This window comes from Ekhidna sp. (assembly GCF_040220215.1).
Taxonomy (GTDB): Bacteria; Bacteroidota; Bacteroidia; order Cytophagales; family Cyclobacteriaceae; genus Ekhidna.
Map to the genome: position 1 here is coordinate 123,368 of NZ_JAVJTR010000019.1, position 20,156 is coordinate 143,523.

The following is a 20,156-nucleotide window of genomic DNA, read 5'->3' on the forward strand; positions in this document are numbered from 1 at the left end:
GAGTTAACCTGAGTTCGACGTAAGCATTTTTAAAACCAACAAAAAACCGTCATTCAGAGGCTCACTGGGCTGATAGTGGGTTGGAAGCCGTGGAATCTCTTCGAATAAGAAAGACTCCACGCCTTTTTTCCCTCGCACTTCCAACTAAAAAAGGCTCTGAGTGACCTTAGGGTAGGTTTTTTATTGGTTTTATATCGAACTGAGGTTTATATCAATTTGTTGTCCATCGCATACCTTGTTAAGTCAGCATTGGATTTCGCATTCATCTTCTTGAAAACACGGGATCGATACGTATTGACGGTACTGACACTGAGATTCAGTTCATCGGCTACTTTAGTTACAGATTTACCAACAGCTATTTTTAGAAAAGTCTGCAACTCCCGATCCGATAATGACTCATGAGGCTGGCCTTCATGTCCCTGTACCAGCTCAATGGATAAGAGCTGGGCTACATCCGGACTGATATATTTTCTTCCATTCAAGATGGTTTGAACTGCTTCAACTATTTGTTTATCGTCTGCATTTTTTGAAAGATACCCAAAGGCTCCCGCTTTTATGCACCTAACAGAAAACTGGTCTTCGGTATACATGCTTAATATAAGCACGCGTGCGCTATAATCATTTTCTTTAATTTCAGTGAGAACCTCCAATCCGTCTTTTCCCGGCATATTTATATCCAGAATAACTAAATCCCAGTCGCCCCCGGATATTTTTCTTAGCGTTTCAGAACCAGTAATCGCTTCACCAAAAGAAACAGGAGAAAACGCACTTGTCAATATATGCTTGAGACCTGTGCGTATTGTCGCATGATCATCCGCGATTAATATCCTGGTTTCTTTCTTCATAAGTTTTTCACCAGCTGGTGATATTTGATTTTGGTATACTTATCTTCTTCACTGTCAATCTCGAGCGACCCACCTGTAAGTTGGGCCCGTTCCCTCATCCCCAGTATACCCATAGAGAATGGATCATTAAGTTTAGAACGTGACATTCCAATTCCGTTATCAGTTATTTCCAAAATTATTTCTTTTTCATTGATTTGGAAAACAACCTCAACCAAAGATGCCTTTGCATGTTTGTGAATGTTATTCAGGGTCTCCTGACAAACTCTGAAGATGGCGATGGAAACATCTCCATCTATGGAAATACCATTTTCATTTATTCGTTTATTGGTCTTAATTCCTGATTTCCTCTCAAACTCATCCACCAGCCACTCCACGGCCCCCGAGATACCCAGGCTATCGAGAATGCCCGGTCTCAGTTGAGTTGAAAATGATTTCAATGCTCGTGTTGCGTCCTCCAGGCTTTTCACCACATCTGAGATTATCAATTGACTTGCTTCAGGCTCAAAGTTGATACGGCTCAAAGTGGCAAGGGACATTTTAATCCCGGACAGCTGCTGGCCAAATTCATCATGTATCTCACGCGCCCAGTGAGCGCGTTCTTCCTCCAGTATCCTGTTTAGTTCCCTCGCAAATCGACTGGTTTTCTCTGAAGCTTCAACGAGTAGCTGCTGATCCTTTCTTAAATCTGTGATATCCCTGGTAATTACCAGAATATGCGTGACCTCTTCTTTGTCAAAGATTGGAATAATGCTTTCTTCGGTGATGATACTTCCATTTGCGCCTTCAACTTCATAATTAAATGACATGATCTTTTTCGAAGATTTTACAGCATCATACCTGTCAATCCATTTACTTTCAGAGATTTTTAAGTGCAAATACTTCCTAAAAAAAGACTGAGCCGACATTCCAATCAATTCATTTTTTGATACATCTACTCCAAAAAATGCTATCGCATTTGAATTGATCTCTTCAAAGTAGTACCCGTTAGATTCTACCTTCCACAGCAGGGTACTATAGTTGGAATTTTCGAAAATTGAAGATAATCGGCTTTCACTCTCCTCAATTTTCTTTCTGGCAACTACTTGCTCTGTGACATCCACTCCGGTATAAAATATACCCTCTATCGCTCCTTCCTCGTTTCTATAGGGTTGATACACAAAATTGAGGTACCTTTCTTCCAGTTCATCACTCCCCTCCGGATAGAAATAAAAGAGTATTTCATTGCCGGAAAAGGTCTCTCCCGTAATATACACCTTATTCAGCCATTCCAGGTATCCATGACCTTCAAGCTCCGGAAAGACCTCTCTCACGTTTTTACCTATAATATCCGGAGTTCTATTGGTTAGCCGATAGTATGCCTCGTTGGCTGCCTGAAAAACATGGTCTTTACCCTTAACAATTGCCATGCTTACAGGAGCTTCATTAAATATCTGTAAAAGTCTTTGCTGCTCTGCTTTTAGCTTTTTATTTAGCTGCTCTTTTTCCGCTACGGATTTGAACTTATCAGATTCATTCTCATGAATCACGAGCACATATAATTTGTCTTTAAGCTTCAGAGGCCTGGCGGTAGCTTTAAACCACCTTTTTTCAGTGGGAGAATGACACGGATAGTGAACTTCTGAATGCCTTATTTTGCCAGCCAGTATTTTCTTGATTTCTGAGATAAAGGTTTTAGCTTCTTTATCAGCCTGGTTTGCTACCCGCAGATAATTAGCCCCTTTAAAAGCATTCGATGAAGCTCCATTCTCTGCTGCAAATACTTTCCAGGCTTTATTGATAAACAGAATTTCTCCATCCTTATCCAGAATGCAGATGTGCTGCTGAAATTGATCCAGAACCTCTTCGGTATATGCCCCCCACTCACTCATTTTCAGCTGTTAATAGCTGGTGATATTTGACCTTTGTGTACTTGCCTTCATCACTTTCAATCTCCAACGACCCTCCTGCAAGATGGGCTCTCTCCTTCATGCCGAGCAGGCCCATAGAAAATGGATCATTGAGACTGGAATCTCTCATGCCCACTCCATTATCAATTATTGATAAAGTAACCTCTTCATCATCAATATAAAAACCTACCTCAATCAATGTTGCATTCGCATGCTTTGCGATATTGTTCAATGTCTCCTGGCAGATTCTGAAAATGGCATTTGATGTACTGTTATCTAATGTAACTCCATTGCTCTCAATTTGCTTTTTCACCTTAGTTCCGGATTTTTTTGCGAATTCGTCTACCAACCAGCTAATTGCTTCTGAAATACCCAAACTATCCAGTATGCCGGGTCTCAGCTGCATTGAGAATGCCTTTAATGATTTGGTGGCCTCTTCCAGGCTTTTCACTACATCCGTGACAATCAGTTGGCTGGCTTCAGGCTCAAAATTGATACGATTCAAAGTGGCAAGGGACATTTTAATCCCGGATAGCTGTTGCCCAAACTCATCATGAATCTCTCGCGCCCAATGAGCCCGCTCTTCTTCCAACACACGGTTCAACTCACTTGCAAACCGTCTGGCATTTTGTTCTGCTTCCCTCAGCAATTGCTGATCTTTTCTTTTTCCGGTTATATCCGTTTCGATCTGAAAGTAGTGAATGCTTCCGTTGATAGGATCTTTCAGTGGTTTGCCTTCAATGGAAACCCAATAAGGTGTTTTGTCTTTTTTGTATTTTAATAATTCACAGGAAAAGGGTTCGTGATTAATCACAGCATTATGTAATTGGTCTCTTACTTCATGGTCCGTTTCCGGGCCATGTAAAAAATCTGCCGGTTTTTTCCCTTCTATCTCTTCCAGATTATATCCGGTATCTAGTACAAAAGCATCATTCGCCCACTCAATGCGTCCTTGCTCATCGCATATGAACACAAAATTGATCGTTTCTTTTGCAATTAAAGATAGTCGATGAACCAACGACCTGGATTTTTCCAATTCCAAAGCCCTGGAAATATTACTTACTACTGTTTCTACAAGTGATTCTTCCTCTCTAAGAAAACCATGTTGTTTATTTCCTGTCAAATAAACCGTGAGCCTTCCAACAGTTTCCCCGCCAACCACGATTGGAGCACTAAGCCTGGTATTGGAATTTTTAAAATAGGTGGTCTCATGACGTTTGCCTCCAACTTCTATGGCTGCACAGGTGATTTCCGGGAATTGAAACGATGAAGGAATAAATTCAATAATTAAGGAAAGTTTATCATCAAAGGATTTTTCTGGTTCACTAAGTATTTTGAGAATGGAATAAAGCCCGTTCAGCTCCTTGACCCGTTCTTTTAGGTTAAAAGATTTCTCTTCCAACTCATGCTGAGCGACTTTAAGTTCTGTAATATCCTTTCCATATGCGTAAACGAGTTTACGATCCATATCCGTAATAGTGGACCAGCTGATCCAGATATAATCACCGGATTTTGATCTGTACCTGTTTTCAAAAACGATAGTTGGTTGACCCTTAAATACTTTTTCTGTGTTTTTTACACTTGGTTTGATATCATCCGGATGGATAAACTTTGTGTAGGATTGACCAATGACTTCCTCTTCCTTATAACCCAGTGATTGTAGAAAAGCATGGTTTACTTGCAGAAAATTGCCGTTCATATCCCCTATTACAAAAAAGTTGTTTGATAACCGGAAAAAGGCCTCACTTATTTGCTTATTGATTAGTCCATCAACCCATAAAGCAATGGAGCGGATCATCGATCTTGGCAATACTTCGGATTGACTGAAATTCTCTTGCTGTCGGAAAAAGCAGAACACTCCTGAGACCTTCCCATTAATAACCAATGGAATGCCCATAGCAGAGGTCAGGTCATTCTTTTTGGCGAAATCCTTTCTTAAGAACCCTTCATTCAACTGTAGATCATTTAAAACAATTGGTTTCCTGAGGTTATATAATTCTCCTATAAATCCTGATCCTGAGGCACGATGATCGCTTTGCATTCCGTTGCTTTTACTATCCCCGTAGGTAGTGAAAAAAGTCAAATCCTTATGAATGCAGGGGGAGTTGAGCCAGCATTCTCCGATAAGGGCATCATAAAATTTAGTGAGAATCTGGAGTATGTCCTGAATACCTTTCTCTAGTGAAGTGTTTTGAGCCAGCGCCTCAAACAATTCACCTTTGAGCACTAATTCCCCCTCTTCTGCTTCAAGTTTTTGTAGCTTTTTCATCACGATTTACATCAGTTCAGCAAACAACACGAAAAAAAATGAAGAACAAAGAACTCCCTATCTAAAGATAGTTCAACGCAAAATCAATTCAAAAATCATCAAGGGAATCCTATACTCGAATATAAGACCAGTTATCACTGATCATTTATATTTTAATTTCTCAGATAATCAATGGCCAAATTCCACTGCTTTTCTGAGCATCTCTTTTTCGGCACGCAAACACCGATAAAAGTATTTTGTGCTATTCTGGAAAGTTTAACATTGGATGTCTCATCCTCGTGGAGATAGAAGTCAACACTTTTGGTGAGTTTATCAATGCCATGATCCATGTCCAATGAGATGACGCGCTGCTCGCAATCTGAGCTTTCTTTCGATTTGTACACAAATGACCGGTCTGTAGTGTCTATAATGAATACAAACCCCTCAGGCACTAGTTCTCTAAGTGCATTGATTTTTTGGTGAGCCTCTGATATAATCATAGCTTATTGTTACTGTTATAAAACGGTGGTTTTATATGTCAGTATGCGCTTAATTAAACCAAACTTAATGAATGAGAAGGTTGGATTTATCTATGGAAACTACTATAGTTCAGTTAGTCATTATCACTAAAAATCACGGGGTGATTAAACCTAAATTCATTGCTTTCTTGATGAGTTCTGCCATGTTTTTAGCATGTAATTTTTTCATGATATTGCCTCTGTGAGCTTCTACCGTTCGCTCGCTTATAAATAGTTTTTCGGCTATTTCCTGACTTTTTAAGCCATCTGATATGTCGTTTAGGACTTCTATTTCGCGTTTTGTCAGCTGAACACTTTCTGCTTTCTTTTTTTCTTTTTTTATCTCTTTATAAGAATTGAGTGCAGTGTCTATCACCTCCCTGCTGAAAAATTTTCCACCATCGTTGACTTTTTCAATCGCAACCAAAATCTCATCAGCCACACTGTCTTTTACTACATACCCGGCGATATTAAAGTTTAGCCCCTCCATTACATATTCCTCATCTTTGTACATACTCAAAATGATGATTTTTACATCCGGGTATTTATCCCCGATGAGCTTAGAAGCCTCCAATCCGGTCATCTCAGGCATGGAAATATCCATCAATATGATATCCGGCATATCCCCACCATTCATAGCTTCAATAGCCTTTGATGCTCGATCATATTCCCCCATGATATCAATAGAGGGGTCTAAATCTATAATACTCCGAACGCCCTTTCGAACCAGTTCGTGATCTTCAACGAGAAATAGTTTAGTTTTTTTCATGTGAATTGTGGTTCATCTTTGCCACTAGAAATTCATTTTAAAAATCAACCCATACAAGGTAATAAGATGTCAATTTTTAACGCTCATTTCATGCGGAATTTTTAAACTAATAAAAGTACCTGATCCTTTTTTGGAATCAATATTACACTCTGCATTTAAAACTTCAGCCCTAAACAGGATATTCTGTATACCATGGTGAGAGGTTTCCTTATCATAATCTCCTATTTCAAAGCCATCACCGTCATCCTCTATGGTCATTTGAAGGTGCTTCTCGAAACCATAGAGCTGAATTGAGGCTGTCTTGGCCTTTGAGTGCTTGATGATATTTGAAATATTTTCCTGGGTGATCCTGTAAATATTCACCTTATGTTTCATGTCCAGGTCCGGGAGGTCTTCTGCCTGGAATTCAAACCGTACATTGGAGCTCTTGTTTGCCTGGTCCACAATTTTCTTAATGCACACATCAATTGGGAAATCACTCAAAAGTGTAGGTAGCAATCCGTCAGTAACCTTCCTCATTTCATCCAGAAACTGATCTACCATATCCGCCAAAGTGTCCCCTGTATCGCCCTTTTTTACAGCTAACTTAATCATGTTAGCTATCTGACCAACACCATCGTGAAGATCACGTGCAATCCGTTCGCGCTCTTTTTCCTGCCCTTCTATAAAAGACAGTAAGCGGCGATTCTTCATATCTTCATTGGCTTCCCTGATCCGTACACGCTCTGTGATGTCCTTGAAAAAAAACAAGGTATAGCTTTCGTCCAGAGAAACTTTATGTGAATAGAAGTCACCAAATACTTTCTCGGAATTGCCCAGTATTAGTTCCATCTCTGTGGCATCCTCCATACCAATTATATTGGCATGCCTCCCTCCATCTTCATCTTTAAACTCCAGTATTTCATTAATATTCCGATCCATCAACTGATCAAAAGACCTTGAAGTGACCCCCTCAGCAACAGAATTTGTGTACTTAATATTTCCAGTCTCATCAAGAAGGAAGATGGCTTTATCAATCGAATTAATAATGGCCTGAAAAAGCTCACTATTTTCTTTGATTTTCTTTTCCGCCTGAGCCTTGTAGAGTGCAACATCAATGTTGGATAAGAGCTCTGCTTCATTGAATGGCTTTACAACATACCCGTATGGAAGGCTGAACTTTGCCTTTTCGATCGTGGGCTCATCAGTAAGAGCTGTCAAAAAAATGATTGGAATATCGAGTTTCTGTTTTACCTCATAGGCAGCATCAATACCATCTGAGTTGGTCTCCATCATGATATCCATTAGGATAAGGTCAGGAAATTCTTGTGACGCTACTGAAACGGCTTCTTTTCCTGAGTATACTGACAGCACTTCATGACCTCCGGATTCTAATGCATGCTTGATATGTTGATTGACAATGAGCGAGTCTTCCGCAACTAAAATTTTTCCCATAGGTTCTGCGTGATTACTATCAATTTATAAGATTTTGTGAGATATTACAATTGTAAGTACTAAGAAACGAGCTGTAATATGAAAGAGATTTTCATCGTATCAAAAAATACTTCACTAGCTAATTATCTATTCCTTATTCTTGATGAAATATGTCCGAAAACCCTTTCAATGGCTCCTGATTTCAAGGAAGGCCTGGACATTATTGTTGTTGACACAGAAACAATATCACCTAACGAAATGACACCTTATAGGTCTGGTGTGCCAATCGTTTTATTTGCCTATGAAATACGTCCGCTACTGATCCAGTATACGTCTGAATATGACATAAATGGAATCTTTTCATTAAACATGGAAGCATCTGAAATATTGAAGACGATCCAGATGGCAATGAATAATGATATTTACTATGATGAAACAATGATAGGAATGCTTTTTTCCAACAAGGCCAATGAAATGGCTGAAAAAGTGAAATCCTTGACCGATCGGGAAAATGAAATTTTGATTCTGATCATGCAAGACTTAACTAATGAGGAGATTGCACAAAAATTGGATTTGAGCGTAAGAACGGTCAATGCCCACAAAGGCAATATCATGAGGAAAATTGATTCCAAAACAACCAGTGGCCTTATTCATACCCTGATAGAGTATTCAGCTACTTTTAAAAAGTCGCTTTAAGTCCGTTATCTTTTTCATCTACTTCTACCGTGCCACCAAGTTGTTTCACGAATGTTTTCACCAGGGATACACCTAGTCCGGTACTGCTCTCTAGAATATTTGGTTCCATCTTTTTACCGTCATTGAGAACTCTAAGAGTGAATTTTTTACCTCTTCCTTGCTTGACAAAATGAATGGTAATGGTTCCATTCTGATCTTTTTTAAAGCCATGTTTTACTGCGTTGGCCACCATTTCGCTCGCCATCAAGCCTATTAAAAGTGCTTTTTCCACGTCCAGAATAATACGCCTTGTAATTACTTCAATCCTAATGTTTGAAGTTCCTTGTAAAACTTGAAGCTCCTTAGCAATATGATTTAAATATTCCCCCACATTGATTTCTGAAACATTGTAAAACGTATACAACTTATCATGAATAACCGCCATAGCTTTGATGCGGTCATTTACCTCATTGAAGATGGCCCTGGATTTATCATTGTCAAGCTCATAAGATTTTAATGCCAGTATAGAAGAAATTAGCTGCATGTTGTTTTTAACCCGGTGGTGAACTTCCTTGATCAACACATTCTTTTCATCAAGGGATTTTTCCAGTTGCTTTTGCAATCTTTTATCAACGGTGATGTCATAGATGACACCCACCATCCCTTTTATCCTAGATTTTTCGTCTCTTAGAATCCTGGTAAATGCCCTTAAATACTTCTCTTCCTCATCAACCTTTATTCTAAAATCAGATTCTAAGAAATTGATCCCATCCCTAATCATTTTAAGGCTTTCTTTTAGCACTTTTTTATCATCCCCGATAAAATAATCCTGCAGTTCCTTGTGGGAAAGTGGGGTATTTGTATTGGAGAAAATAGCGTACATCTGATCTTCCCAGAAAATCTCTCCGGTATCCCGATCATACTCCCACACCCCTAGATTGGCGATTTCTGTAGCCAGCAAAATACGATCTGTCAATCGCCTTATCTTCTCTTCCGCTTGCTTTTGCTCCGTGATGTCCTGAACTGTTCCAATCATTCTAACGACTTTTCCTCTTTCATCTTTTATCATTTTGCCACGTCCTGAAATCCACTTGATCTTTTTTGTGATTAAATGATAAATACGATAAATATGAAAGAAATCTTTCCCTTCTCGAATGCACCTTTCGAGCTTATTCGTAAATCCTGAAACATCTTCCGGGTGAATGAGCTTTTGAATAACAGAAATATCACGATCTGAGGGAGCAAAGCCCATCATGGAAATCATCTCCTCTGAAGGGGTGAATTGCCCTGTGTCTACTACATACTCATAATTTGCAATCTTGGAGATACGCTGTGACTCCAGCAATTTATATTGGCTTTCCTGTAGATTTCTCTCTGCCGCTTTCAGTTCGGTCACATCCAACATGCCAGTAATGGATCTTTCAAAATTTCCTTCTTCATCATATTCTGCTACAGCTGATAAGATTACATCCATCACCTCTCCTGACTTCTTCACATATTTATAGGCAATGTTTTTGACCTCACCCGACTCAAAGAGCTTTTTCAGGTTTGGGGATATTTTTCCCAAAGACTCTGGGGCCATAAAATCAATTGGAGTCTTACCAATTACCTCATTTCGCTCATACCCCATCTTCTCCAGCCAAAAGTCACTCACGCTGATAATTTGTAATTTGTCATTGATCGAATGCATCATTACGGGAGCTTTGTTGTAAATGCTTCGGTATTTTTTGAGCGACTTTTCTAATGCAATTTCAATTTCCTTTCTTGTATTAATATTCTGCCATGCTATTACTGCTCCAAACGGCCCATTCAAAGGTGTAGCTCGTAAATTATACCACTTCCCATCCGCCAATTTCATTTCATGGTCCAGCACTCTTACTTTTTGATTCAAAATGGACATAACACCATTTTTTAAGTAATCACTTTCATCAAAAAATTCAATAAACTCAAAAACAGATTTTCCAATTTCCAATTCTGAATATGGTTGCCCTTTTACGTAGGTACGTAAATTTTTATTTACGCTAATGATCAAACCCTTGTCATCAATAACAAGAATTGCTTCATCCAGTGCATCCAGGATTCCCTGCTTTAGTGATTCTTCCCTTTTAGTCTTTTCCTCTGCCTCCACATAGTCTGTTATATCTTCGGTGAAATAAATCACATTATCCAGTTCTCCGTTGGCATCAAACAATGGATAATACTTCAGTCGATAGGTCTTTCGGGATTGATTGGCGTGAGTGAGTGGAATCTCAGCTGTTATCTCACCGACTTCTCCCTTAAATGCCTTCTCAATTGTCGCCTTCTGAGATTCAGAGGTAAACAAATCATTGTTGAAAATATTAAACTGGCCGATGTAATCTTTGAGATCAACCAACCAGTACTCTGCGCATTTTGCGTTCGCGGCAATTAAGGTTCCATTTCGATCATAAATAGTAATGGCATAAGGAGCCTCTGCTACCATTTGCTTGTACCTCTGTTCACTCTCACGTAAAAGCATGCGGGAATGCTTGCTTTCAGTGATGTCTAGCGTAATCCCTCGAAGTTTTTTTGGCTGGTCATGCTCTTTCACAACTTCCACCAAATCCCGAACCCATATCACACGCTCATCCTTACGAATAAGTCGATATTCCAATTGATAACTATTTACCTCCTTTATTTTATCTGTCTCATAAGAGATAACTCTCTCTTTGTCGTCCTTGTGAATCCTGGATTGCCAAAAACCCTGTTTAAGCCACTCATCTTTGGGAAATCCCAACAGTTCTTCTGCTTTTGGACTGACGTACGAAAAGGTCTGAGTACCAGGGACGGTCTCCCAAACCACGCCGTTGATATTTTCAACCAAAATCTGATACCTGGCAGATTCCTCTTGCTGTTTTTTGTCCTTTTCAATTTTATCTGTGATATCTGCAAAATTGGATATCGCACCTACTAACTCATTCTCATCGTCATAAATCGGTGCTGCATTTACTGAATACCACCTTCTTTCACCATCAATCAGGCATCCCTGAACACTAGAGGTTACAACACGCTTTTTTGTCAAAGCTTCATAAAGCGCATGAGCCTCCGGCAATAATGTTACTTCGTTTTCATCAAACTGAGTCCACGCAAACGATTCATAATGGATACCAATCAACTCCTGTTCTGATGCTACACCGAGAAGCTTAAACCCGGATTTATTGGCATAAATGATTTTTCCGCTGAGGTCAACCTGAACCACACCGAATGGCATGCCTTCCAAAACATTTTGGTGGGATATGTTTAAGTGATTTTCCAAACTAGCTGGTTTGTAATAGACATAAATTTATGTGAATAACCTGAAAGCGTTGAACCCTGAACCATTCGATTTACGTGTCTAAGCATTTTAACTAAATCAATTTCCTCATTACTACCAAGGATTTAGATTGGTCACTCTTTGTCTATTTGTATCAGATAATGATTAATGTGTTATCTGAAAAAACTAGGTTCAGGTTTTGAATAAATTCCTGTTTAAAGATACAATGCGTTCAGCAGTGTGATTAGGTGATTAGGTGCCTCGGAGGAGGTACCTTTTTTTGTGCCCAAAAACTTTATTTAGATTGATTCTAAATAATTAGATTTGCCCAAAATCAAATGACTATGAAATATATAAAGCTATTATTACTCACACTAACTATAGCCTGTACCGGAGGTAAAGAGAAGACAGGAGAATCTTCAACTGAAGAGCAAGTTCTGAATGTTTATTCCCACAGACATTATGATGCGGATAAGGAGGCTTTTGAAAGATTTACTAGGGAAACCGGTATAAAAATTAATTTGGTAAAAGCAGGTGCAGATGAGCTAATCAGCCGATTGGAAATGGAGGGCGAAAACTCACCGGCGGATGTGTTAATCACCGTAGATGCCGCGAAACTTAACCGTGCAAAAGAGCTGGGATTGTTGCAAGCCGCGGAAGCCAATACCAACAATCGGGATGGTTTTGTTGATCCTGATAAAAACTGGTACGCTATCACCTATAGAGCTAGGGTAATAGCTTATGACAAGGAAGATGTAGATGTTTCTGAACTATCTACTTACGAGGATTTGGCAAGTGAAAAATGGAATGATCGTATCTTGATCCGTTCTTCAAGCAGCTCATACAATCAATCGCTTCTTTCTTCTATCATTCATGAAAATGGCAATGAAGCAGCACAAGAATGGGCCAATGGAATCGTAGAAAACATGGCACGTGAGCCAAAAGGTGGTGACCGTGATCAGATCAAAGCGATCGCATCCGGCATTGGAGACATTGCAGTTGTGAACACCTACTACGTTGGTCTTTTATTAAATTCAGAAAACCCTGAAGAAGTAATGGCTGGTGAGCGTGTTGGTATTTACTTTCCAAACCAGGATGGCCGTGGCGGACATATCAATATCAGCGGTGTTGGAGTAACTAAAAACGCACCAAACAAAGCCAATGCTATCAAATTCATTGAATTCCTTACAAGCGAAGAAATTCAGAAATTCTATGCGTTGACTTCTTTTGAGTACCCGGTTCATAAAAATGTAGCTCCTGATTCTACAGTAGCCGCATGGGGTGACTTTAAAATTGATGATCTGGAGTATGCTACAAATCCGGCATTGCTCGAAGAAGCAATAAAAATATTTGATGAAGCTGGCTGGAATTAAGCAACCAAAACATCTTTTCTGGCGACTCGCTACAAACCTTGTATTAGCAGCAATCCTGCTTCCTCTGGTTCTTGTAGCGAGTCGTTCATTTATGCTGGACACCTCCAATCTAAGGCATATTGCCAGCAACCTATTGCCTTTGTATCTCTGGAATACTTCTATTTTAGTGATTGGCACCTCTCTTTTAGCGCTTGTTTTAGGAGTTAGTACTGCCTGGTTTGTTACCATTTATGAATTCCCATTTCGCAGAAAATTCGAATGGGTTCTTATTCTTCCACTATCCATCCCCACATTTATCAATGCCACCGCTTATGTCGGGCTAACTGACTATGCAGGCCCAATAAGAATCTTTTTGAGGTGGGCTGGCACTGATTTGTACATGGATATCATGAATCATACAGGAGCAATCCTGGTCATGAGCCTGGTTCTGTATCCATACGTTTATGTCACTTCAAGATCTGCCTTTTTGCTGCAGTCTGCTTCCTTAATAGAGGTCTCCAGATCTTTGGGGCAATCAATGAATAAGACTTTTAGAAAGGTGGTATTGCCACTGGCATGGCCTGCCATCTTCGCCGGACTCATTTTGGTAATTATGGAAGTCCTAAATGACTATGGGGTTGTTACCTACTTCGGCATTCCCACCTTTACCGTTGGAATTTTCAGATCCTGGTTGGCACTTGGGGATTTATCTACCGCTATCTTCCTATCAATGGTAGTGCTCACTTTTGTCGTCATTCTCTTAATCATCGAGTTTAGTGCCAATCGAAAAAAGAAGGTGACTCATGACAAAGCAGAGCGCACACTTTCCAGAATTAAGCCAAAGCATAAATGGCTCATATTTTCCATTTGCCTTATTCCAGTTATTGCAGGATTCATCATACCTGTCGCTCAGCTTCTTTGGTGGTTTATCCTCGCTTATGCTCCGAATATCTGGGTTGAACTTGCCATGCTGGCAGGCAATACTGCATTACTCGGCTTTCTGTCAAGTATTATTATTACTGCATTGTCCATTCTGCTTGTTTACACATTCCGGCTTGTTAATAAACAAGGAATTAAGAAAACCATTACCAAGCTGCCCATGTTAGGGTATGCAATGCCCGGTGCTGTGATTGCTATTGGTATAGTGGCCTGTATACTTATGATAAATCCGAATCTTATCTACTCAGGATTGATTGCTTTAATCTTCGGCTATACGGTCAGGTTTTTTGCTGTCGGCTATGGTTCAATAGAATCCGGATTTGAAAAAATACCGCGGGAAATTGATGATGCTGCTGTATCTCTTGGCAGTAATACTTTGAGGAACCTGTTGAAGGTGCATCTACCGGTTTTAAAACCTGTACTTGTTGGCGCGCTCATCATGGTTTTTGTGGATGTTGCAAAAGAGTTGCCGATTACGCTTATGTTACGACCATTTAATTACGAAACACTAGCTACAAACGCTTTTCAATATGCGAAGGATGAAATGGCTCCAAGGTCTGCTTCTGCCAGCCTTCTGATTATTTTTGCGAGCACAATTCCCGTTTACTACCTGAATAGAATTTTGCACCGCAAATGAACTTAAGCGTCGAACATATCGATAAAACCTTTGGGCAAAGCAAAGTATTGAAAGATGTTTCTCTTGAAGTGAAAAAAGGAGAGATTCTATCCCTTACAGGAGAAAGTGGGTGTGGGAAAAGTACGCTCCTACGTATTATTTCGGGTTTAGAGGAACCGGATAGTGGTTCTATCATTTTGAATAACAAAGACATCACTAACTGGAAGCCTGAAAAAAGACAATTTGGGTTTGTTTTCCAGAACCTTTCGCTCTTCCCTCACCTAAGGGTCAAAGACAATATTTTTTATGCGATTAAAAGGAAAGATCAGACCAACACAAGACTGACCGAGTTGCTGCAGATGACTGGACTAAAAGGGCTCGAACAAAGATATCCTCATGAACTTTCAGGCGGTCAGCAGCAAAGAGTTGCGCTGGCCAGAGCACTGGCAATCAATCCTAAATTGTTGATCCTCGATGAGCCATTCAGTAGTCTCGATGAACTTTTAAAAGCAAAAATCAGAGAAGAAATCTTTGATCTTCTACGCTCGCTGCAAATCACAACTATTTTAGTAAGTCATCAGGCTTCAGATGCCTTTTTGATTGCGGACAAGCTGGTGGTGATGCGACATGGTGAAATTCAGCAGGTGGGCACACCATCAGAAGTTTATAAGCAACCAATATCGCCCTATGTTTCTGATTTCTTTGGGGCAAGCGTGATTATTAACGCTAAAAATATTTCAGACAATCTTGTCAAAACATCTTTTGGATCGCTTAAGGTTATAAACGACAGAACTGGCGACTTCCAAATATTTATGCGTCCTGAAAACATCCTGATTAGCACTGCGAATGATTATAATCTTTCAGGCAGAGTTATAAAAAAGGAATTCAAGGGTCCACACGATGTATTGAAAATTGGGAATGAAAGCACACATGAATTTATCAGCCTCGAAACTGAAAGGTGCCCTGTTGAGATCGGAGAAACTATTTTTTTAAAAGTTCCGGAAGACCAGATTCAAATTTTCAATTAGTGTACGATCTTCTTTTTTACAGTGTTCGCATCTGCACATTGACAAATCCGTAGTTAATTACAACTGATTGATAATCAATTAGTTAAGATGTTTGGCATGGCCTTTGGGTATAAGAATATCAAATGTCGACCAACCGAACAAATATTAAATTCAATCGTACATTGCTCATTCTTTTGGGTATTCTACTGGCATGCCTGCTTACGCTCAATGCTAAGTCATTGTACTCAGCTGACTTATTGAGTAATCCGACCAAAACTAATACGGTAGAAACCATCGAGCCCCAAACCCTCTTAGACCAAATCAGTAAGATCAGTTTTAAAGAAATTCATAAAAAAATTACATCTTTAAACTAAACAAGAATGGAAATGACAAAACGACTATTCAGATCTAATGATCGAATGCTTGGAGGCGTATGTGCCGGAATTGCAGATTACTTTGGTTGGGATCCTACATTGGTTAGAGTAGCATATTTGGTGCTGTCAATTGTAAGTGCAGCATTCCCCGGACTTTTGGTATACATCATCCTCTGGATTATTATCCCACAGAGGTATTAAACCTTATTATAAAAATTCATCCAGCGATCCGGAAGCTCGCCTTTAAGTGCCAAATCATAATCGCTGTAGTTACAGGCAATCATCCGATTACGATTAAAAAGACCTTCTGCTTCAGGGTTTGGCACTTCCATCCACCACCTTTCTGAAAGTTTACTTTTATAGAATCGAATGGTCTCAGGATCGCCACCCAGATGGACCTCATACATAAGATAATCGTTCGATTTAAAGTTTTTATCCCCCTTCCGATGATAGTATCCCTCTATAAAATACCAGACCATTGTTGCCATGACAAAGGCAGTCCTCCGATCATCTGAATCCAGTGCTGCATCATAGTTATATAACCCGACTGAACTCATCTTTTCATTCTGACCGGCATACCAGCATAGCTGACAAGCCTCTTCTCCAGTGAGGCCATAAACTTTTGAATTGCTTGCACCCGGTGCGTAAGCACTTTGCAAAGCAGACAAATCAAAAGACATCATGTCTGCATCACGTACAATTGGTTCAATGTCTTTGATATTCTCCTTTACCATTCCAAGCCTTACCGACTCAAACGACAACTGTTCCAAAAGCTCAATAGATTTCTGATTGGTGAGATAGCTTTGATAGGCTAAGTGATAATAACTAAAAAGGTAATTTGGACTGTGCTTGAATATTTTATTGATGTGATTCTGAGATGGAATTTTATCATCCTCCAGATCCAGTTGATTATCAATATTTAGCACCGAAATTAATTTTTCGCTCGACTCATAGGCATAATATTGACCGAGATCAAGGTCATGAGTGCCACCAAATAAAACAGGAATGATACTCTTCTCCATCAAATAAGCACAAACTTCCTTCAGTCTCAAATACGTATCTTCTAATGTTGGTCCATTCCTGAAATTGCCGAGATCTATAATTCCATAGTCACCAAATCCTTTCTTCAAATTGTATAATTGCTTTCTTACTTCGTTTGAAGAATTAGAATCCGCTTTTTCATTTTCACCTCTGTACTCACAAAGTCCTATAAGCGCAATGTCCATACCTTCATGATCAGGCATTTTATGTCTGTTTATATAGATAGAAGATTGAAAAGAGGCTGGTGCCTTGTCCTCATCTATATCGATGGGATCGAAGAAAAGCTTTAAGTCCATGAAGCTAATTTAGGCCAAAACAAAAAAGCCTCACATCACTGCTAGGCTTTTATGGCTCTTGGTTAAAATTTTATCTTATCGTGAACCCAAACGCTTCCTCAAAGTTTTCACCTTTTACCAAGACAGTATAGGTGCCCTCTGAAAATTCGATCAGGGAAGTGAGATCTACCTGAGAATTATTTATTTGCGTTTCAACTTCATTGTTGATGTAAATCTTCACGTCTTCAGCAGTTCCAACCTTCAAAGTGGCTGTAGTATTTTTAGAAAATACGGGCTGACCGCTTTCAAAATCCAATGCTGCATCTGAAAATTCAATACTTGGCAGGGCTTCAATGGTAGTTGCTGATTTAGGGCTATCAATTGCGTTTTCAGAAAAAACCAGCGCGAGAATTAGGATGAACTTTGGCATTTTATTGTGTTTTTATTGATTGAATTCTACACAAAATTGCAAATTCAAACGCCGAAATAAAGGAGTGAAATACTGAATTACATATAGGTGAAACGCGTATTTTGGGTATGCGGAAAATAAAAATAGCCTTGCATTGCTACAAGGCTATCATTTTTAAATTCTTTAGTTATTTATCCTCCGAAATCATCGAATCTGATGTTTTCGTCAGGAATTCCAAAATCTTCTCCCATTTTTTGAACGGCCTGGTTCATCAATGGAGGTCCACAGAAGTATAATTCAATTTCTTCCGGCTGATCATGTTTGCTTAGGTAATGATCAATAACAGCCTGGTGTACGAAACCTGTAAATCCATCTCCTTCATCTTCCATGCTGCTCTTAGCCTTCCAGTTATCTTCTTCAAGTGGCTCGGATAACACTACATGGAATTGGAAATTTGGAAAATTTTTCTCCAACTGGTAAAAATGATCAAGATAGAAAAGTTCACGCTTCGATCTACCCCCGTACCAGTAAGTAACTTTTCGACCGGTTTTTAATGTCTTAAATAGATGATAAAGGTGCGATCTCATTGGCGCCATACCGGCACCACCTCCTACATATAGCATTTCTGCATCCGAAGGATTGATGAAGAATTCTCCATAAGGACCTGAAATGGTTACTTTATCGCCTTTTTTCAGCCCAAAGATGTAAGATGAAGCAATACCGGGATTAACATTCATCCAACCATTCTTCGCCCTATCCCAAGGTGGGGTTGCGATACGAACGTTCAGCATAATCTCTCGGCCTTCCGCAGGGTAAGAAGCCATCGAGTAAGCCCGCTCGATTGTTTCATCATTCTTCATTTTCAAATCCCAAAGTCCGAATTTATCCCATTCCAATTGGAATTTATTTGGATCGTCATGCTCCTCCGGGTGAGCTGTGATATCCATGTCTTTGAATTCAACTTCACATTTTGGCACTTCAATCTGAATATATCCACCAGCCTCATAATCCATCTCCTCCGGCAACTCCACAACAAATTCTTTAATGAAAGATGCCACATTCCAGTTTCTAACTACAGTAGCTTCCCATTTCTTAATTCCGAAGATTTCTTCCGGAATTTCAATCTCCATATCATTCTTCACCTTTACCTGACATGCCAAACGAACATTCTCCTTCTGCTCAGAGCGGCTAAGGTGGCCCACCTCTGTTGGCAACACATCTCCTCCACCCTCAATTACCTTACACTTACACATAGCACACGTACCACCTCCACCACATGCTGATGGAAGGAATACGCTCTTCTGTGATAGGGTAGACAACAAGGTGGATCCAGCTTGTGTGACCATCGGGTTTGCAGAATCACCATTCACCGTGATTTTAACAGGACCTGACTGAACCAATTTTGACTGTGCCAATAACAGTATCAATACCAATAAAAGGATTAAAACCGTGAAGGCGATGATTGAAGTAATGACAATTGAAGACATATGTCTAAAACCTTTTTTATTTAAAAATCAGGGCAAATATAGTTTATCTGACAAACCATATTCACCGATAAACAGAACCTTTTTTTGTCCTTGTTTCTCTAACACTTTGTTTTCGTAAAATGTTGTCTTAATCTAACATTTTTAATAGCATGGTTAGTCGTGACTTTAATTGTCTCCTATCGACAATAAAATCAAGGAACCCATGATCCAAAACAAACTCAGCACTTTGAAATCCCTTAGGTAAATCTTTTCCAATCGTCTCTCTGATCACTCTGGGTCCAGCAAACCCTATGAGCGCCTCAGGCTCTGCAATATTGAAATCACCCAGCATCGCATATGAAGCAGTAACCCCACCAGTAGTTGGGTCAGTCAGCAGTGAGATGTAAGGAATTTTAGCTTCGGAGAGCAACGCAAGCTTAGCTGACGTTTTAGCCATTTGCATTAATGAAAAACCTGCTTCCATCATCCTTGCTCCTCCAGACTTGGAAATCATCAGGAATGGAATTTTATTCTTCAGGGAATAATCAATTGCCCTTGCAATCTTTTCTCCAACCACTGAGCCCATGGAGCCGCCAATAAAGGCAAAATCCATACATGCAACCACGATAGAGATACCGTTCATTTTGCCTGTTGCACTACGAACAGCATCTTTTAGCCCGGTCTTCTTCTGGGTTGCTTTTATCCTATCGGGGTATTTCTTGGAGTCTTCAAACTTCAGCGGATCGCCTGATGAAAGGTCTGCATCCAGCTCAGTGAATTTGTTATTATCAAACAGTATTTCGAAATACTCTTTTGAACCAATTCTGACATGATAATCATCATCCGGACAAACGTACGAGTTGTTTTTCAACTCTCGCATGTGGATAATGCTGCCGCTTGGGGTCTTATACCAGAGTCCGTCCGGGACTTCTTTCTTATCTTCTGTCTTGGTGAGTATTCCTTTGTCTTGTCGCTTAAACCACGCCATTCGAATTCTTTCTCAGTGAATTAGCAAAGCTAAATGATAATTGGTAAAAGGTGTCAATAAAACA

Annotated in this window: 16 protein-coding genes; 5 read left to right on the forward strand and 11 right to left on the reverse strand. The window is 39.7% G+C overall.

The genetic code is table 11. The features are described from left to right. Positions 1-206: 206 nt before the first annotated feature. The 6 genes from RIC88_RS13405 to RIC88_RS13430 form a co-directional block, all read right to left on the reverse strand. Positions 207-845, reverse strand: a complete 639-nt coding sequence (locus RIC88_RS13405; RefSeq protein WP_350218057.1) for a response regulator — start codon at positions 843-845, stop codon at positions 207-209. Beyond that, positions 842-2,713: a sensor histidine kinase gene (locus tag RIC88_RS13410; RefSeq protein ID WP_350218058.1), complete on the reverse strand. Its 1,872-nt coding sequence runs from the start codon at positions 2,711-2,713 to the stop codon at positions 842-844. Before RIC88_RS13410 ends, RIC88_RS13405 begins: the two co-directional genes overlap by 4 nt. Beyond that, a complete protein-coding gene (locus tag RIC88_RS13415; protein WP_350218059.1) occupies positions 2,706-5,000 on the reverse strand; it encodes a PAS domain S-box protein in 2,295 nt (764 codons plus the stop codon). The genes RIC88_RS13410 and RIC88_RS13415 overlap by 8 nt, the downstream gene beginning before the upstream one ends. Positions 5,001-5,152: 152 nt before the next feature. Further along, entirely contained in the window at positions 5,153-5,479 is a 327-nt protein-coding gene (locus RIC88_RS13420) for a hypothetical protein (protein WP_350218060.1), read from the reverse strand. 133 nt (positions 5,480-5,612) lie between these two features. After that, the gene (locus tag RIC88_RS13425; RefSeq protein WP_350218061.1) at positions 5,613-6,266 is read right to left on the reverse strand and encodes a response regulator; all 654 of its coding nucleotides are present in this window, start codon (positions 6,264-6,266) and stop codon (positions 5,613-5,615) included. A gap of 69 nt (positions 6,267-6,335) precedes the next feature. Continuing rightward, on the reverse strand, positions 6,336-7,700 hold the full coding sequence (locus tag RIC88_RS13430) for a response regulator (RefSeq protein WP_350218062.1): 1,365 nt from the start codon (positions 7,698-7,700) through the stop codon (positions 6,336-6,338). Between the two features lie 78 nt (positions 7,701-7,778). Between RIC88_RS13430 and RIC88_RS13435 the strand changes: the two genes are divergently transcribed. Further along, positions 7,779-8,375 (forward strand): response regulator transcription factor, encoded by a 597-nt coding sequence (locus RIC88_RS13435; protein ID WP_350218063.1) that lies wholly within the window; start codon positions 7,779-7,781, stop codon positions 8,373-8,375. Here the strand turns inward: RIC88_RS13435 and RIC88_RS13440 are convergent. Continuing rightward, entirely contained in the window at positions 8,359-11,628 is a 3,270-nt protein-coding gene (locus RIC88_RS13440) for a PAS domain S-box protein (protein WP_350218064.1), read from the reverse strand. The genes RIC88_RS13435 and RIC88_RS13440 overlap by 17 nt on opposite strands. Positions 11,629-11,969: 341 nt before the next feature. On the opposite strand from RIC88_RS13440, the gene RIC88_RS13445 reads away from it, so the two are divergent. The 4 genes from RIC88_RS13445 to RIC88_RS13460 all read left to right on the forward strand — a co-directional run bounded on the left by RIC88_RS13445 (position 11,970) and on the right by RIC88_RS13460 (position 16,114). Then, entirely contained in the window at positions 11,970-12,998 is a 1,029-nt protein-coding gene (locus tag RIC88_RS13445; protein WP_350218065.1) for an extracellular solute-binding protein, read from the forward strand. Then, positions 12,979-14,553 (forward strand): ABC transporter permease, encoded by a 1,575-nt coding sequence (locus RIC88_RS13450; RefSeq protein ID WP_350218066.1) that lies wholly within the window; start codon positions 12,979-12,981, stop codon positions 14,551-14,553. The genes RIC88_RS13445 and RIC88_RS13450 overlap by 20 nt, the downstream gene beginning before the upstream one ends. After that, positions 14,550-15,560: an ABC transporter ATP-binding protein gene (locus RIC88_RS13455; RefSeq protein WP_350218067.1), complete on the forward strand. Its 1,011-nt coding sequence runs from the start codon at positions 14,550-14,552 to the stop codon at positions 15,558-15,560. Before RIC88_RS13450 ends, RIC88_RS13455 begins: the two co-directional genes overlap by 4 nt. 365 nt (positions 15,561-15,925) lie before the next feature. Then, positions 15,926-16,114 (forward strand): PspC domain-containing protein, encoded by a 189-nt coding sequence (locus RIC88_RS13460; protein ID WP_350218068.1) that lies wholly within the window; start codon positions 15,926-15,928, stop codon positions 16,112-16,114. Here RIC88_RS13460 and RIC88_RS13465 read toward each other — a convergent pair. From RIC88_RS13465 to accD, 4 genes are all read right to left on the reverse strand, one after another. Further along, positions 16,111-17,250: a formimidoylglutamase gene (locus tag RIC88_RS13465; protein WP_350218069.1), complete on the reverse strand. Its 1,140-nt coding sequence runs from the start codon at positions 17,248-17,250 to the stop codon at positions 16,111-16,113. The genes RIC88_RS13460 and RIC88_RS13465 overlap by 4 nt on opposite strands. Positions 17,251-17,320: 70 nt before the next feature. Continuing rightward, a complete protein-coding gene (locus RIC88_RS13470) occupies positions 17,321-17,659 on the reverse strand; it encodes a hypothetical protein (RefSeq protein WP_350218070.1) in 339 nt (112 codons plus the stop codon). Positions 17,660-17,829: 170 nt separating this feature from the next. Beyond that, positions 17,830-19,125 (reverse strand): NADH:ubiquinone reductase (Na(+)-transporting) subunit F, encoded by a 1,296-nt coding sequence (nqrF, locus tag RIC88_RS13475; protein WP_350218071.1) that lies wholly within the window; start codon positions 19,123-19,125, stop codon positions 17,830-17,832. A 127-nt stretch (positions 19,126-19,252) separates the two neighbouring features. Further along, positions 19,253-20,092, reverse strand: coding sequence for an acetyl-CoA carboxylase, carboxyltransferase subunit beta (gene accD / locus RIC88_RS13480; RefSeq protein ID WP_350218072.1), 840 nt, complete (start codon positions 20,090-20,092; stop codon positions 19,253-19,255). Positions 20,093-20,156: the final 64 nt, after the last annotated feature.

What these genes read in the sequence shown, in the direction of transcription:
- RIC88_RS13425 (WP_350218061.1), bottom strand. Translation starts at nt 6,266, where the DNA reads ATGAAAAAAACTAAACTATTTCTCGTTGAAGATCACGAACTGGTTCGA.
- RIC88_RS13455 (WP_350218067.1), top strand. Translation starts at nt 14,550, where the DNA reads ATGAACTTAAGCGTCGAACATATCGATAAAACCTTTGGGCAAAGCAAA.
- RIC88_RS13465 (WP_350218069.1), bottom strand. Translation starts at nt 17,250, where the DNA reads ATGGACTTAAAGCTTTTCTTCGATCCCATCGATATAGATGAGGACAAG.
- RIC88_RS13435 (WP_350218063.1), top strand. Translation starts at nt 7,779, where the DNA reads ATGAAAGAGATTTTCATCGTATCAAAAAATACTTCACTAGCTAATTAT.
- RIC88_RS13415 (WP_350218059.1), bottom strand. Translation starts at nt 5,000, where the DNA reads ATGAAAAAGCTACAAAAACTTGAAGCAGAAGAGGGGGAATTAGTGCTC.
- RIC88_RS13430 (WP_350218062.1), bottom strand. Translation starts at nt 7,700, where the DNA reads ATGGGAAAAATTTTAGTTGCGGAAGACTCGCTCATTGTCAATCAACAT.
- RIC88_RS13405 (WP_350218057.1), bottom strand. Translation starts at nt 845, where the DNA reads ATGAAGAAAGAAACCAGGATATTAATCGCGGATGATCATGCGACAATA.
- accD (WP_350218072.1), bottom strand. Translation starts at nt 20,092, where the DNA reads ATGGCGTGGTTTAAGCGACAAGACAAAGGAATACTCACCAAGACAGAA.
- RIC88_RS13460 (WP_350218068.1), top strand. Translation starts at nt 15,926, where the DNA reads ATGACAAAACGACTATTCAGATCTAATGATCGAATGCTTGGAGGCGTA.
- RIC88_RS13445 (WP_350218065.1), top strand. Translation starts at nt 11,970, where the DNA reads ATGAAATATATAAAGCTATTATTACTCACACTAACTATAGCCTGTACC.
- RIC88_RS13420 (WP_350218060.1), bottom strand. Translation starts at nt 5,479, where the DNA reads ATGATTATATCAGAGGCTCACCAAAAAATCAATGCACTTAGAGAACTA.
- RIC88_RS13450 (WP_350218066.1), top strand. Translation starts at nt 12,979, where the DNA reads ATGAAGCTGGCTGGAATTAAGCAACCAAAACATCTTTTCTGGCGACTC.
- RIC88_RS13410 (WP_350218058.1), bottom strand. Translation starts at nt 2,713, where the DNA reads ATGAGTGAGTGGGGGGCATATACCGAAGAGGTTCTGGATCAATTTCAG.
- nqrF (WP_350218071.1), bottom strand. Translation starts at nt 19,125, where the DNA reads ATGTCTTCAATTGTCATTACTTCAATCATCGCCTTCACGGTTTTAATC.
- RIC88_RS13470 (WP_350218070.1), bottom strand. Translation starts at nt 17,659, where the DNA reads ATGCCAAAGTTCATCCTAATTCTCGCGCTGGTTTTTTCTGAAAACGCA.